Origin of the sequence: Flavobacterium sp. (assembly GCF_034111225.1) — a bacterium.
In the GTDB taxonomy this organism is placed as follows: domain Bacteria; phylum Bacteroidota; class Bacteroidia; order Flavobacteriales; family Flavobacteriaceae; genus Flavobacterium.
In genome coordinates this window covers 219068-234163 of the sequence record NZ_JAWUXR010000006.1, presented here as the reverse complement: position 1 = coordinate 234163, position 15096 = coordinate 219068, and the positions used below count along the sequence as shown (strand labels likewise).

Here is a 15096-nt window from a genome sequence, read left to right as displayed (position 1 = left end):
AATTTTTGTTTCTGTTTTGATTGCCACAAAAAAAATAAATTTATGAATAGGAAGTCATTTTTTAAGAAACCTCTGTTAATTTCACAAGAAGAAATGGCAATGTTACTGGGTGTTACTAGAAGCCAATGGACTATGTATATTATAGGACAAAGAGGTTTGTCAGTTCAAGGTATAAGAAGATTAGAACAAGTGTTGACATCTGTAAATAGCATTTCTTCAGCCCAAAAAGAAAAGTTAATACAAGAAAAAGCACAAGAATACTTAAGGCAAAAAGTAATTGTTGACTTATTGCAAGACAATAAATTAAAGCAGTTGCGGCTTCAAAAGAAACTATTGCAAATGGAAGAAAAGTTTCAAGCAGCTTTGAATACGTTGTGTTTTGTAGGGAGTTATAAAACGAAGACTATAAATCAATCGGTATTGCAAGTAGTAGAAACTAAAGCAAATAAGCTATTGGATACAAACGGTTTGCATCTTCAAGAAGTACATAAAATGAAACTGGAAGTATTGAAGCATGAAGAAATGCTTTTGTTGAAAAGAAAGAAAAAGCTAGTTTAACGCATTTTTTTTTGAATAGTATAAAAATTAACTTACAATTATGCTTTTAGATATAAGATTGTTAAAGTTGTTTTAAAGTTTTATTTTTTGAAATACTTCGGCATTTAGTTTGCGATATCTCTTACAATATTAATCCTTAAATTTTTACATTATGAGTTATTCAGTTAGCAACATAACACTATCAGCAGATTGCGATGTGTTATTGACAAGTGCAGGAAAAGAGAAAGCAGATTTAGAATTTAAAAAGCTTTCAGAAGAGCGTTTAACCAACAGGTACGCCACCACTTCGGTAGAAGTAGATGCCGTTTTACAAGGGGTATTGGTTGAGTTGTCTGCCGTGGATACTATTATTAGTGTTTTGCCAGATGGTCCCACAAAGGATGATGAAATTAAGAAGAAAGTAAAGCTGGAATATAAAAAATTCCTGCTTGAAAATCGAAAGGAAAGTTATGGAGCAGTTGCCTTGTTAGAAAAACAAATGGACTTAGCAAGAGTAGTGCGAGAGTTAGATGAAGTGAATGCTTTTATAACAATAATAACAGATCATAAGGCTACACTGTAAAAGAAAATTTTTTTAAAATGAGAAAAGGTTGTCCTGTTTGGGACAGCCTTTTTTTATGCGCAATATTGTTCCCTTTCTCCTTGTCACCTTCTCTCAAAGTCCCCAAGTCACCCTCTCCATAAACTTGTCACCCTGTAAGGGTCTCACTCGCTTGGTTTTTTAGTTTCTAGTGAGTTCCTTCCTTCGTCAGGACGACAATATTGTGGATGTGGTTTGTGGTAAGTGATTGGGTAATGGTTTTTTTACACGCAAACTTGTCCCACTTTCCTAAAACTCCCTCTCTAAGCCTCCCTTTCTTTAAATCTTCAAATCCCTCCTTTAAGCAAATTTTTTAAAAGAAACAAAGGATAAATAAATTTGCACCTTATTTAAAATAGCTTATTTTTGGAAATACAAAACGAAAGCCTTTATTTGCATGAATAAAAACGAATTCACAGTACCACATCAAGAGTCATCGGAGAACGATCAATGGGACGCTGTTATTGAATCCAAACATTCTCTTTTTGCTGTTAATTTTAAAGAATTGTGGCACTATAGAGATTTGTTAGTTTTGTTTGTGCGAAGAGATTTTGTTACCGTTTACAAACAAACTATTTTAGGGCCGCTTTGGTTTTTTATTCAGCCTATTTTAACGACCATTACATTTACGGTTATTTTTGGTAATGTAGCACAACTTTCAACAGATGGTGCGCCGAAGTTGGTTTTTTACATGGCAGGGATTACGCTTTGGAATTACTTTTCAACTTGTTTAACAGCCGTTTCAGGAGTGTTTAATACCAATGCTGGAATATTTGGTAAAGTGTATTTTCCAAGATTGATCATGCCATTAACCATTGTGATTTCTAACCTAATGAAGTTTGGCGTGCAATTTTTAATGTTTCTACTATTTGTCGGTTATTTCTATTTTCAAGGGAATATTCATCCCAATTTTTATATTTTGTTAACCCCTTTAATCATCGTGATTATGGCAGTTATAGCAATGGGAATAGGATTGATATTATCTTCTATGACCACTAAATATAAAGATTTAAATATGCTGATTGGCTTTGGTATTCAGTTGTTTATGTATGCCACTCCAGTGATATATCCCAGTTCATCAATTCCCGCAAATTATCAGTGGGTAATTAATTTAAACCCATTAGTGGGTTTATTCGATTACATGCGTTATGCTTATTTAGGAGTAGGGTCATTCAATGCTTCTTATTTGTGGTACCCAATTACTTTCGCAATAGTGATTTTATTTTTCGGAATAATTGTGTTTAATAAAGTACAAAAAACCTTTATGGATACTGTTTAGTGAATGGTGAGTAGTGATTGGTGAATAGTTAGGATATAATATAAAAGATATGAATCATAAGGATTTAGAAGATGTATTAGTGAAATTAAACAAGTTGATGATTGGATTTAGAAATTATTTGTTAAAAAAAAATAGTGAATAGTGAGGAGTGAATGGTGAATAGTATAATACTCACCATTCACCATTCACCATTCACCATTCACAAAGATAAAATGAGTAAAGTAGTTATAAAAGCAGAAAACATCTCAAAACAATACCGCCTCGGCATGGTAGGTACCGGTACGGTAAAAGACGATTTTAAAAGATGGTGGTCTAATGTAAGAGGGAAAGAAGATCCGTTTTTAAAAATTGGAGAATCAAATGATAGGGCAACCAAAGGAGAGAGTGATTATGTATGGAGTTTACGCGATATCAATTTTGAAATCAATCAAGGAGATTCTGTTGGGATTATTGGGCGTAATGGTGCGGGAAAATCTACTTTATTAAAAATATTAAGTCAAGTAACACAGCCTACAACAGGTAAAATATACACTAAAGGGCGTATAGCTTCTTTATTGGAAGTAGGTACTGGTTTTCATCCCGAAATGACAGGAAGAGAAAACATTTATTTAAACGGTGCCATTTTAGGGATGCGCAAACATGAAATCACACGCAAGTTAGATGAAATCATCGCTTTCTCAGGGGTAGAGCGTTATATCGATACGCCGGTAAAAAGATATTCATCTGGAATGTATGTGCGTTTAGCCTTTGCTGTCGCAGCCCATTTAGAATCGGAGATTTTAATTGTAGATGAAGTGTTAGCAGTGGGTGATGCTGATTTTCAAAAAAAATGTTTGGGTAAAATGAACGACGTAAGCAAAGGAGAAGGAAGAACGGTGTTGTTTGTGAGTCATTCGATGGCAAGTGTTAAGAAGCTTTGTAATAAAGGTGTTGTGTTACATCAAGGAACAAGTGTTTTTCAAGGAAATGTAAATGATACTGTTGATTATTATGAAAATAATTTAATTGCAACGGATAGAATTTTAGAAATTGAGTATACTATAAATGAATCCTTACCTTTACAATTAGCAAAAGTAAAGTTGCTAAATAATAAGGCAAATAAATTATTTACAACATTAGATGATTTAGTTTTTGAGTTCAATGTTATAAGTAGAGATAATATTGAAGGAGCGTATATAACAATAGATTTGAAAGACATTAACGACGAGTTAATTTACTGGTCAGGTGATTATTCAAGTGATAGATTCAAAAACAATATTAAAGGAATAATAAAAATGGAATGCAAACTTCCAAAAGGATTGTTGACTAGTGGTACTTACAATGTTAGTTTTGCTGTGTTTTCACCAGTTAGAGGAGTTGTGCAAAATGAATTTACAAAAGTAATTTCTTTTGAAATTGAAGAAAGCCAAACATCATATTTAAGTCAATTTAATATTAATTACCCGGGAAAAATTGGATTGCCAAGCACTTGGGAGGTAATAAATGTAAACAATGAATAATTCTATTAAAGATAAAGTGTTATTAATAACGGGCGGTACAGGTTCCTTTGGTACTGCAGTTTTGAATAAGTTTTTAGATACAGATCATTTTAAAGAAATTCGAATCTTTTCGCGAGATGAAAAGAAGCAAGATGATATGCGAATTCATTATAAAAATAATAAAATTCAATATTATATAGGAGATGTTAGAGATTATGTTTCTATAGAACCAGCTATGCAAGGAGTTGATTATGTTTTTCATGCTGCAGCATTAAAACAAGTTCCTTCGTGTGAATTTTTCCCCATGCAAGCTGTAAAAACAAATGTAGAAGGTACTCATAATGTCTTAAGAGCAGCAATTAAGTATAAAGTTCAAAAAGTAATTTGTTTGTCAACGGATAAAGCAGCTTATCCTATAAATGCAATGGGGATTTCTAAAGCAATGATGGAAAAAGTTGCAATTGCTGAATCTAGAAATTCTTCCGAAACCACAATATGTTTAACAAGATATGGGAATGTAATGGCATCAAGAGGATCTGTTATTCCTTTATTTTTGAATCAAATTGAAAAAGGAGAAGCTATTACAATAACTGATCCTAATATGACAAGATTTTTAATGTCTTTAGAGGAGGCGGTTGATTTAGTTTTATTTGCATTTAAACATGCAGCTCCTGGAGATATATTTGTAAATAAAGCTCCTGCATCAACTATTGGTAATTTAGCTAAGGCAATTATTGAGCTTAAAAATGCAAATAATGAAATTAAAGTAATTGGTACTCGTCACGGTGAAAAACTGTTTGAAACTTTATGTACTAGGGAAGAAATGGCAAAAGCTGAAGATATGGGTGATTTTTATAGAATTCCCGCAGACAACAGAAACCTTAATTATGGACAATATTTTTCAGAAGGTAAAAATATTCAATCTGAAGTAGACGATTATAACTCATTTAATACTAAAAGGGTAGATGTTGAAGGTGTGAAAAAATTATTATTAAATTTAGATTTATTCAATTAAGTTATATTTATACAAAAGAAGTTTAGCCACTAAAAGCATAAACAAATGAAAAAGGTTTTAATTATAGGATGTAATGGAATGGCAGGGCATTTAATTTTTAATTATTTTAAAAGTATAAATAAATTTAATGTATTTGGTATCGCTAGAAATATAGAAAGTACAAGTTCGTTGTTTAACTTAGATGTAAATGATTTAAAAACATTAGAACAAATTGTAGTAGATAATAATTTTGATTATATAATTAATTGTGTAGCAATTTTAAATAAAGATGCTGAAGATAATCCTGAAAAGGCAATATGGTATAATAGTTTCTTTCCCTATTTTTTAGAGCGTATAACTAAAAATACAAATACAAAATGTGTTTTTATTAGTTCAGATTGTGTTTTTTCAGGTCAAAAAGGGAATTATCTAGAAAATGATATAAAAGACGGTAGTGGTTTTTATGCGCAATCTAAAGGATTAGGTGAAGTAATAAACAATAAAGACGTTACAATTCGAACATCTATAATTGGACCAGAATTGAACGATAAGGGTATAGGGCTTCTTAACTGGTTTTTGAACCAACCTAATGATGTCATTCTAAAAGGACATGCAAAATCTTTTTGGACTGGTTTAACGACATTAGAATTAGCAAAAGCAATAGTTCAAATTATAAATCAAAATATTGTTGGATTGGTTCATGTTGTTCCAAATGAAAAAACAACAAAGTTTAATCTTTTATCTTTTTTTAATCAAGTATTTAAGAATAAGGAGCTACAGGTAATTGAAGATAATGATTTTAAAGTAGATAGAAGTTTACAAACTAATCGTTCAGATTTTAATTATTCAGCACCTAATTATTTAGAAATGACAAAAGAGTTAAAAGACTGGATGGAGTTAAACCGTACACTATATAACCATTACTCTTTTTAAATTATGATATCAGTTGTAACAGCTTACTACAATAGAAAAAAATTATTTCTACGCACTTTAGAAAGCATGAAGCCGCATTTTAGTATAATAGATTTTGAAGTTATTGTGGTGGATGATGGTAGTGATGAAGAAGAAAGGTTAGAAGATTTGCAAACAGATTTTCCTTTTTTAAGAATAATTCGTTTAGAAAAAGAAAACAAATGGTATAAAAACGCATGCATACCTTTCAATATGGGTTTTGCAGAAATTAAAGGAGATAAAGTTATAATTCAAAATCCAGAGTGTTTTCATTTTGATAATATTTTAGAATATGTAGATAAAAATCTACAAGAAAACGATTATTTAAGTTTTGGGTGTTATTCATTAGATAAGCAAAATACAGATAAGGATAACTTGTTTTATGATAGAAAAAATATTAAAAAAGTTATCCAAGAGAATGATTTTTCTTTTGTTACAGATGGCGATTTAGGATGGTATAACCATTCAAGCCATCGTCCGGAAGCCTTTCACTTTTGTGCAGCATTAACAGCAAAGGATTTGTTTGATTTAGGTGGTTTTGATGAGCGTTATGCTAATGGAGTAGGATATGATGATGATGATCTTATTTGGCGTATAAAAGCAAAAAAAATGGAAATTAAATTTATAGATGATCATGTTGTGTTACACCAAAACCATTATCTAAAGCCGGAAAATGAAGTAGAAGCCAATAAAAAAAGATTTGAAAGCTACAAAAGAAATCAAAGAATTTTTGAAGACATTACTAAATGCAATCACCCCTGGAAAGCAAACTATTTAGAAAGTAATTATAAAAGAAGTAAAGTTGAAACTGTAAGTGCTAATAATTATTTTTTTGAATATAATAAAGTTGTAAATGAACTTGTAAAATATAAAATTTCAAGAAAAGTTGGTTTTATTTTACTTAAAATTTTAGCTAAAATAAAATTTTAAAAAAGAATGAACATTTCCGTAATTATACCCGTTTACAATGCAGCTGCTTATGTTGAAAAAGCGGTTACTTCGGCTTTGTTTCATAAGGAAGTTAAAGAAGTTGTAGTAGTGAACGATGGTAGTACTGATAATTCTTTACAAATTTTACAAAAATTACAGCAATCAGACAATCGAATTCAAATTTTCCATCACGAGAATAAAACTAACAAAGGGCGTTCTGCTAGCCGTAATTTAGCATTGCAAAAGACTACCCAACCTTTTGTCGCTTTTTTAGATGCCGATGATTTTTATTTAGAAAATCGTTTTGAAGTAGATAAGAGGATATTTGCCTCAAATAAACTTGCTGATGGTGTATATAATGCAATAGGGGTGTGTTTTTATAGAAAAAAAACAAAAGAAGAACAAAACGAATTAAATCTAACAACCGTTACAGAACCAATATTGTATAATGATTTATTCGAATACTTACTAAACGGTAAAAAGGGGTATTTCTCTATTGACGGACTTACCATTAAAAAAGAAGTAATAGATAAAATTGGTTTCTTTCAAGAGCAGTTAGTAGTAGCTGAAGATACCGACTGGTTATTAAAAATGGCACTAACTTCTAAATTAGAAGCAGGAAATATTAGCAAAGCTGTAGCTATGCGTGGTGTTCATGAAGAAAATGTTTTCAATCAAACCAATTTATATGAAACACACCGACAAAAAATGTACGAATCGGTCATTCAATGGTCGTTGAAAAATAATATTTCAAAAACAAAAATCGATTTATTATTAAACTGGTTGTTTTATTACCGATACAAAGAAAATTATAGCTTGCAAACAGAGTTGAAGTATTGGTTTTACCTACTAAAATCAAATCCAAAGTTACTTACTTCTTCTTTAGCAATTAAATACTGCCCAATAATTAGGAAAAGAAAGCAACTTTTTCCAATTTTGTTCCGATAAATACAAACAATTTGCAACCACTGGTTTCTATAATAATTCCTACTTTTAATAGTAGTAAACACATTAAGGCAACTTTTAACAGTGTGCTTTCTCAGACCTATACCAATTGGGAATGTATTGTAGTAGATGATGGTTCTGCTGATTTAACGGAAACCATTTCTGTGAATTATCAAGAAAATGACAACCGCTTTCAATTGTATCAGCGACCAGAAGATATGCTTAAAGGACCTTCTTCTGCAAGAAATTATGGAGTATCGAAAGCCAAAGGCGACTACCTTATTTTTTTAGATGCCGACGATTTATTAGCGACTACATGTTTAGAAAATCGAGTGGAACAGTTTCAACAAAATCAAGATTGTGATTTCTTGGTGTTTCAAATGGAACGTTTTGTTGAGGAACCTGATTTTTCAAAGAAAGAAATCGAAGTAGAACAAGATAAAAACCAAATTTTAGAATCTTTTATTCAGTTGCACGGTCAATGGCCTATTACTGCGCCAATCTACAAAACGATTTTTTTTAAAACCATTGGATTCAATTCGGAATTAGTAGTTTTTGAAGACTTAGAAGTAGCCATCAAAGCCATTATTCAAGCATCCGATTTTAAAATATACAATTCGATTGATTGTTATTATCGAAACGATATCAACTATAAAGAAAAGTACAATTCTTTAGAAGTAAAAACCAAAATGGTCAAATGTTTTTCACAATTGTTGTTGAGTTCGGTTCATGTAATGCAAAACAACGACGAAAAGCGATTTCAAAACAAGGATCTAAAAGCGTATTTTGTACAATCGTATAAAACCTTTTTTCGTTTTACCATTTTAGAAAATAGCCGTGCTTTTCAGGAAGATAATAAGAAAATAGTACATTTGTTGGCCGCACATTCCTTTTTAGATACTAAAAATTTCTTCAAGTTCTTTTTGGTAGACCGAGTTTTGTTGCCTTTTGCTAACATAAAAGGAAGTGGCGTTTCAAGAATCATTAAAAAACTATATAACTAGATATGGCAGAATTTAGCTTTCAAAATAAAACGGTGGTGTTTATTATTAAGGTTTGTTCTTTAGCTGGTGCTGAACGACAAGCTTTAGGGCTGGCATCTTACTTAAAAGAGAATTATAATTGTAAAATACACTTTGTTGCTACTCATTCTGCAGAGCAAACGGATGAGTTTAGAAATTTTGCGTTAAAATGTGGAGTACAAAACATAGAGTATTATGGAACGCCTTCTTTAGCAGTTAGGAAAGGATTCTCTTATGCAAATTTTAAAAAAACTTTAAGAGCTTATTTTTATTTAAATAAAGTGAAGAAAGGTATAAAGAATATGAAACCAGATGTGATTATTCCTTATATGAATTTTGCTTCAAAGCTTTCTGCGTTAATTTATAAAGATGTAGGTGCTAAGTATACATTTTGGCATGAACTAGGAGAAAGTGATAATTACTATTATGATATTTTAGAAAAAAAAGCGGTAAAACAAATACCTTTCTTTTGTGCTAATGCAAAAGATGGTTTTAACACGTTTCAAAATTATTATGGGGTAAAAGAGGGAGATTGTAATTTATTAACACAATATGTTTCTTTTGCAAAAATTGATTTTGATGTAAATGTGGTAAAAGAAGAGTTAGGAATCCCAAAAAACAAGTTGGTTTATGGAATGATAGCACATTTTAGAGATCAAAAACACCCTGAATTATTAATGGAGGCTTTTAGTAAAATAGCTTTTGAAAAAGAAATTCATTTAGTTTTTTTGGGTAATAAAGATAATGATGCATCTACCCTTAAGAAATACAATTCATTAGTTGATTTGTCTAAAAAATTAAATATTCAAGATAAGGTTTCTTTGCTTTCTGGTGCTTCAGTTGAAAAAGTTTTAAGCGCAATTGACGTTGGAGTATTGGTTTCAGAGTTTGAAGGAGCACCAACAGTATTAATGGAGTACATGATGTATGGAAAACCTATTATTGCAACCGATCATGTTGGTTGTAAATTATTAATGGGTGAATCCGAGTTTTTAGTTGCTAAAAATGATGTGAATTCATTAGAAAATAAAATGGTAAAACTATATGAGAATCCTGATTTAAGAAACCAAATAGCTGAAAAACATGTAGAATTGGTTAAAAAGTATAGTTTAGAAAATTACTGTTTAAGATTAAAAGAATTATTTGAAAAATACTCGTAAATGAAAATTCTATTCATATCCATGCCTTCTATTCATGCGGTTCGTTGGATTGAAAATCTAAATGCAGCGGGTCATGAATTGTATTGGTTTGATGTATTAGGAAAAGGAGAACTCCATACAGAAATTACTTTACATCAATTTGTAAATTGGAAGAAAAGAAAAATCCCTTATATCAAAGGCGAACATTTTCTGAGGAAAAATTTTTCAAATTTTTATGACTTCATTCAGCCTTTTTTAGAAGTAACTGCAAACGAAAAATTAGCACAAATTATAAACGAAATTCAACCCGATTTGGTGCATAGTTTTGAAATGCAAAGTTGTAGCTATCCTATTTTAAAAACCATGCAGAAATTTTCAGCTGTAAAATGGTTGTATTCATGTTGGGGAAGCGATTTGTTTTATTACCAAAACAACCCCAATCATATAGTAAAGATAAAAGAGGTTTTAAGCCGAATCGATTATTTACATACCGATTGTGAACGAGATTTTAAAATTGCACTAAATTTAGGTTTTAAAGGAATACATACAGGAGTAATTCCGGGTGGTGGTGGCTTTAAACTAGATTTTTTTACGCCTTACATGCAACCATTCAAAAAAAGGAAAATTATTTTAGTAAAAGGTTATCAGCATAGTGTAGGTAGGGGTTTAATTATTGTAAAAGCTTTACATGAATTGCAGCAGGAACTTCAAGAATCAAATTTTGAAGTTGTAGTTTTTGGGGCTCATCAAGTTGTAATCAATTATATTGTAAATAATCAATTGCCCTTTCAAGTATTTGAACGTCATGGATTAACACATAATGAATTGATGCAATTCATGGGAAAATCTGCTATTTATATAGGAAATAGTATTTCAGACGGTATGCCAAATACACTATTGGAAGCTATTTTAATGGGTGCATTCCCTATTCAATCTAATCCGGGAGGAGTTACGGAAGAAATTATTGAAAATGGAGTAAATGGTTTTCTAATTCAAGATCCCGAAAATCTAGAAGAAATAAAAAGACAAATTTTACAAGGGGTATTAGATAAAAAAATGTTATTTTCAGCCTTTGAATACAATCAAAAAATTGCCGAAAGTAAACTTGATTATGAGATCAATCAACAAAAAGTAAATGACTTGTATGAAAATATTTCAAAAAATATTGGTTAAAACTACATAATCCAAAGTTAATTGAAATATAATTTAGTAGTTTTAGAATTTTAGATATAAATGAAAATAGCAATAACAGGAGAAAGAGGATTTATCGGAAAGCATCTAACACATTACTTTCGTAATATTCTGAAATATGAAGTCATTGAATTAGGTAGGGACTATTTAGAAAAACTATCTTTATTAGACGAATTAGATTGGTTAATACACGGGGCGTGTATTCATAGGCATAATGAGCCTGAAAAAGTGTTATTACTTAATAGGGAAATTACCAATAGTACTTTAGAGTGTTTAAGAAAAAATAATTTGCATTGTAATATTACTCTGTTATCATCTTTTCATGAAGATATTGATACACCATATGGGCAATCAAAAAGAGAGGCAAAACTTATGTTTAAGGAGTATTGTCAATCTAATAATACAGAGTTTATATCCCTTAAAATGCCAAATGTATTTGGTAAATATGCGACACCATATAAAACATCTTTTGTGGCCAATTTTTGTTACAATCTTCATAATGAGTTACCAGTATCTTTTAACCAAAATAAAATAACATTATGTTATATTGATGAAGTAGTAACAATTATTGCTAAGTTTAAAGAAGTTGAAATTCCTTTAACCGAAACATCAGTGGATGAGGTTTATTTTTTACTGCTTAAATATAAAGAACTTGTTTTAAACAATGAGTTTCCAGAGTTGAAAACAAAATTAGAGTTAAATTTATACCAAACATATTTAGATTATACTAATTATAAATTATAGTTTTATTTCAATTTTCTAGATTAGTAAATAAGAATATTTTAATTCTAATTAATTTTGCTAGTGATTTAGGAAAAAATTTAAGGACATATTTAATGTTTGGTTAATCACTTTTTAAAGAAAAAAACAACTTTTTTTTAAAGTTAATTGCTACGAAGTTATGAGAATCGGAAAAAATCCAGAAGGAGAAAAAAAATTTATAGATATAAATGCATATCATAGAATTATAATTCCTGTTTATATCCCAAATTTTGAAGGTTACTTTAAAGAAGCATTTGAAGTCTTTCAATTGTGTATAGATTCTTTATTAGCAACCGTACATGATAAAACAAGAATTACAATTTACAATAATAATTGTCATGAAAAAGTTAAAAATTACATTGATGAAAAATTTGCAACATCATATGTTATTGACCAAGTTTTTCATTCTAAAGAAAATTTAGGAAAAATTAATGCTATACTTGCTGCTTCTAAAGGAAATTTGGAGCCCATTATTACCATTACAGATGCTGATGTTTTGTTTAAACAAGGTTGGCAAAATGCAGTTGAAGAAGTTTTTTGTGGGTTTCCAGAAGCCGGAATGGTAAGCCCAGTTCCGTCAAGTATTGCATATAATCATTATACAGGAAACAATTGGTCATATGCTATCTTAAAAGGCAAATTGTTTTTTGACAATGTAATTGATCCTGAGGCTTTAGTAAGATTTGATGAAAGTTTGGGTAATGTTGAAAAATTCTATAAACCAATTCATTTGGAAAAATATTTGGTTTTAAGAAATAAAGCTAAAAACTGTGAAGCGGTAATGGGTTGTGGCCACTTTGTTGCATCAATGCGTAGAGAAGTTTTTGATAAAGGTACAAATCAACCAGCGTTTATAAAAATTCAACATGGAGTGGAGTCTAAATTTATTGACATGCCTAACGAAGAGCTGGGCTATTTAAGACTTGCTACAAAAAATAATTATGCATTTCATATGGGAAACACTACAGAAGCATGGATGTTTGAAGAATTTAAAGCATTAAATAAGACTCTTAAAAATGAAGCGAAAGTTGTAAGTGAAATAAATAATTCCAATACAATGAGTAGTGCAAGTTTATTTGTAGGTAAATTAATTGGAAGATTAATGACAAATAAAAAGATTAAGAGAAACGTGTTGAGGAAAATTGGATTAAAAAAATCAAGCGATTATTAATTTAGATATAAATTGATTAGAGTTTAAAGTAAAATAAAAAAAAAGTTTTATTTAGTTTTTGGGTTAATTTAAAAAGGAATGAAAAAAGAATCTTTAGGTATAAGAATTAGCAGAAAGCTAAGACCATTGTTCTTGAATAAATGGACGGAGAAGTTACTTAGGAATTGTCATATAAATCATCCAAATAATATTTTTTTGAAGATGATGATTCCTCCTTCATATTTTCATAAAAAAGTTACAATCCGAAAAATTGTTTGTAATGGGATAAATATGGAGTTGAATTTATGTCATTATAATGATCACCTTACCTATTGGTTTGCAGCTAAAGATACTTTTTTAAATAATATTTTGCGTTTTGTTCAGCCTCAAGATGTAGTGTTGGATATTGGTGTAAATATTGGATTTTACTTGCTTAATTTTGCTAAAAAAGCAAACCAAGGTAAAGTATACGGATTTGAACCCAATCCAACCGTTTTTGAATTTGCAAAAAAGAATTGCGAATTGAATCAGTTTAAACATGTGAAGTTGCATAACATTGGATTAGGACATGTAGCAAGCAGTTTTCAAATGGCACAAATTAATGATAATTTGGGCATGAATAAAATAATTGCAGAATCTACTTCTGGATCGTTTACGGTTCAAGTACAACGATTAGATGATTTTGTAAACCAAGAAAACATCAACAAAGTAGATATTATGAAAATTGATGTCGAAGGTTTTGAAATGAATGTTTTGTTAGGAGCTGAAGCCGTAATTGAAAATCACAAACCTTTTTTGTTTATAGAAATTGATGAAGCCAATTTGAACGAAAATAACGCTTCTTTTCTAATGATGTCAACATGGTTAGTAAACAAAGGATATGTCATTAAAAATGCTTTTTCTTTAGAAGATTTACAGCCGAATGAAACTTCCAATCATTTTGATATTATTGCCGTTCATGAAGATAAATTAAATTTGTTTCAACAGTTAAAAAAATAATGAAGAGCATCGCTAAAATAATCATTACAGAGCAGGCCATTCCTTATGAAAAGAACGGGTCATGGTCACAGCGTTTGGAATACTTTTTAAAAAGTGATTACAATGTAATTGACTATTTTATTTGTGGTAAAACCAACCAGTCATTAGACACAACCACTACTTTTTTTAGAGAAAAACAAGTGCAATCTAAATGGATGTTAAAGTTATTTCCAAAAACAAGATACCAGCACTATACAAATCGTTTGGAACAAATTGTTAATCAACATAGTCATTCAGTGATTTGTGTAGTAGATAATGTAAAATTGATGTTGGCGATTAGTGAATGTATCGAACAAAAGAAACTCAAGCAAAAAATTACCTTACTTTTTTATTGTTGCGGACATTCTTATTTTTTAGAAGACCACTTGCATAAAAAATTTTTAAAAAATTGCGATGAATTCATATTTCTTACACAAAGTGCCTACACTTTTAATAAAGCGCGATACGAAGAATTCGTTCCTGAAGTGACTGTACTCAACAATCCTATCAACAAAACTCTTTATAAACCCATTGAAGCGTCTGAAAAAGAATCTTTAATAGAATTGCATCAACTATCGGGTAAAAATATATTTTTGTGGTTATCGCACGACCGACCAAAAAAAGGATTGAGTGTTGTTTTAAACGCATGGAAAGATTCTGATATTTTACAAAACGAAGCAGTACTTTTAGTAGTAGGAGCAAAACGAAATATATCCATGAAAGGAGTTTTGTTTATTGGTCAAGTTGAAAGTAATAAAGTAATAGATTACTACAATATGGCTCATGTCTATTTATTTCCTACAATGTGGAAAGAAGGATTTGGATTGAGTTTGGCTCAAGCTATATGTTGTGGTTGCTATTGTATTGCTGCTGATAATGGAGGTGTTGCCGATTTTTTTACAACTAACGATGGTGTTTTAATACAACAGCCAAACATTGTTTCCCATTGGACACAAAACATGGAAAAGGCTTTGAATGTAATTGAACAAGGTTGGGTAAGCCAAGAACCAGGCAATCAAATTTTAGATTATACACAATGGTCGCAACAATTTGCCAGTATTTTTACAAAGTGGGAAAATAGATTTCATAAAGAATAGAAA

At 30.3% G+C, this 15096-nt stretch carries 15 protein-coding genes; all 15 read left to right on the top strand.

What is annotated here, in order from left to right:
* Positions 1 to 42 precede the first annotated feature (42 nt).
* Complete coding sequence (locus UXY25_RS03120; RefSeq protein WP_320814541.1) at positions 43 to 558, top strand: helix-turn-helix transcriptional regulator; 516 nt, start codon at positions 43 to 45, stop codon at positions 556 to 558.
* A 151-nt stretch (positions 559 to 709) separates the two neighbouring features.
* Entirely contained in the window at positions 710 to 1120 is a 411-nt protein-coding gene (locus UXY25_RS03115) for a hypothetical protein (RefSeq protein ID WP_320814540.1), read from the top strand.
* 523 nt (positions 1121 to 1643) lie between these two features.
* Positions 1644 to 2417 carry an ABC transporter permease gene (locus UXY25_RS03110; protein WP_320814539.1) on the top strand — a complete coding sequence of 258 codons (774 nt, stop codon included), beginning with the start codon at positions 1644 to 1646 and terminating at the stop codon, positions 2415 to 2417.
* Positions 2418 to 2629: 212 nt separating this feature from the next.
* Complete coding sequence (locus UXY25_RS03105; RefSeq protein WP_320814662.1) at positions 2630 to 3916, top strand: polysaccharide ABC transporter ATP-binding protein; 1287 nt, start codon at positions 2630 to 2632, stop codon at positions 3914 to 3916.
* Complete coding sequence (locus UXY25_RS03100; protein WP_320814538.1) at positions 3909 to 4910, top strand: polysaccharide biosynthesis protein; 1002 nt, start codon at positions 3909 to 3911, stop codon at positions 4908 to 4910. The genes UXY25_RS03105 and UXY25_RS03100 overlap by 8 nt, the downstream gene beginning before the upstream one ends.
* Positions 4911 to 4955: 45 nt before the next feature.
* Positions 4956 to 5822: a sugar nucleotide-binding protein gene (locus tag UXY25_RS03095; RefSeq protein WP_320814537.1), complete on the top strand. Its 867-nt coding sequence runs from the start codon at positions 4956 to 4958 to the stop codon at positions 5820 to 5822.
* A gap of 3 nt (positions 5823 to 5825) precedes the next feature.
* A complete protein-coding gene (locus UXY25_RS03090; protein ID WP_320814536.1) occupies positions 5826 to 6770 on the top strand; it encodes a glycosyltransferase family 2 protein in 945 nt (314 codons plus the stop codon).
* Between the two features lie 6 nt (positions 6771 to 6776).
* Positions 6777 to 7718: a glycosyltransferase family A protein gene (locus UXY25_RS03085; protein ID WP_320814535.1), complete on the top strand. Its 942-nt coding sequence runs from the start codon at positions 6777 to 6779 to the stop codon at positions 7716 to 7718.
* Positions 7719 to 7729: 11 nt separating this feature from the next.
* Entirely contained in the window at positions 7730 to 8719 is a 990-nt protein-coding gene (locus UXY25_RS03080; RefSeq protein WP_320814534.1) for a glycosyltransferase family A protein, read from the top strand.
* Between the two features lie 2 nt (positions 8720 to 8721).
* Positions 8722 to 9897: a glycosyltransferase family 4 protein gene (locus tag UXY25_RS03075; protein WP_320814533.1), complete on the top strand. Its 1176-nt coding sequence runs from the start codon at positions 8722 to 8724 to the stop codon at positions 9895 to 9897.
* Positions 9898 to 11049, top strand: coding sequence for a glycosyltransferase (locus tag UXY25_RS03070; RefSeq protein WP_320814532.1), 1152 nt, complete (start codon positions 9898 to 9900; stop codon positions 11047 to 11049).
* A gap of 60 nt (positions 11050 to 11109) precedes the next feature.
* Positions 11110 to 11811: an NAD-dependent epimerase/dehydratase family protein gene (locus tag UXY25_RS03065; protein WP_320814531.1), complete on the top strand. Its 702-nt coding sequence runs from the start codon at positions 11110 to 11112 to the stop codon at positions 11809 to 11811.
* A gap of 157 nt (positions 11812 to 11968) precedes the next feature.
* On the top strand, positions 11969 to 13000 hold the full coding sequence (locus UXY25_RS03060; protein ID WP_320814530.1) for a hypothetical protein: 1032 nt from the start codon (positions 11969 to 11971) through the stop codon (positions 12998 to 13000).
* A gap of 78 nt (positions 13001 to 13078) precedes the next feature.
* Positions 13079 to 13978, top strand: a complete 900-nt coding sequence (locus UXY25_RS03055) for an FkbM family methyltransferase (RefSeq protein WP_320814529.1) — start codon at positions 13079 to 13081, stop codon at positions 13976 to 13978.
* Complete coding sequence (locus UXY25_RS03050) at positions 13978 to 15093, top strand: glycosyltransferase (RefSeq protein ID WP_320814528.1); 1116 nt, start codon at positions 13978 to 13980, stop codon at positions 15091 to 15093. Before UXY25_RS03055 ends, UXY25_RS03050 begins: the two co-directional genes overlap by 1 nt.
* Positions 15094 to 15096 lie beyond the last annotated feature (3 nt).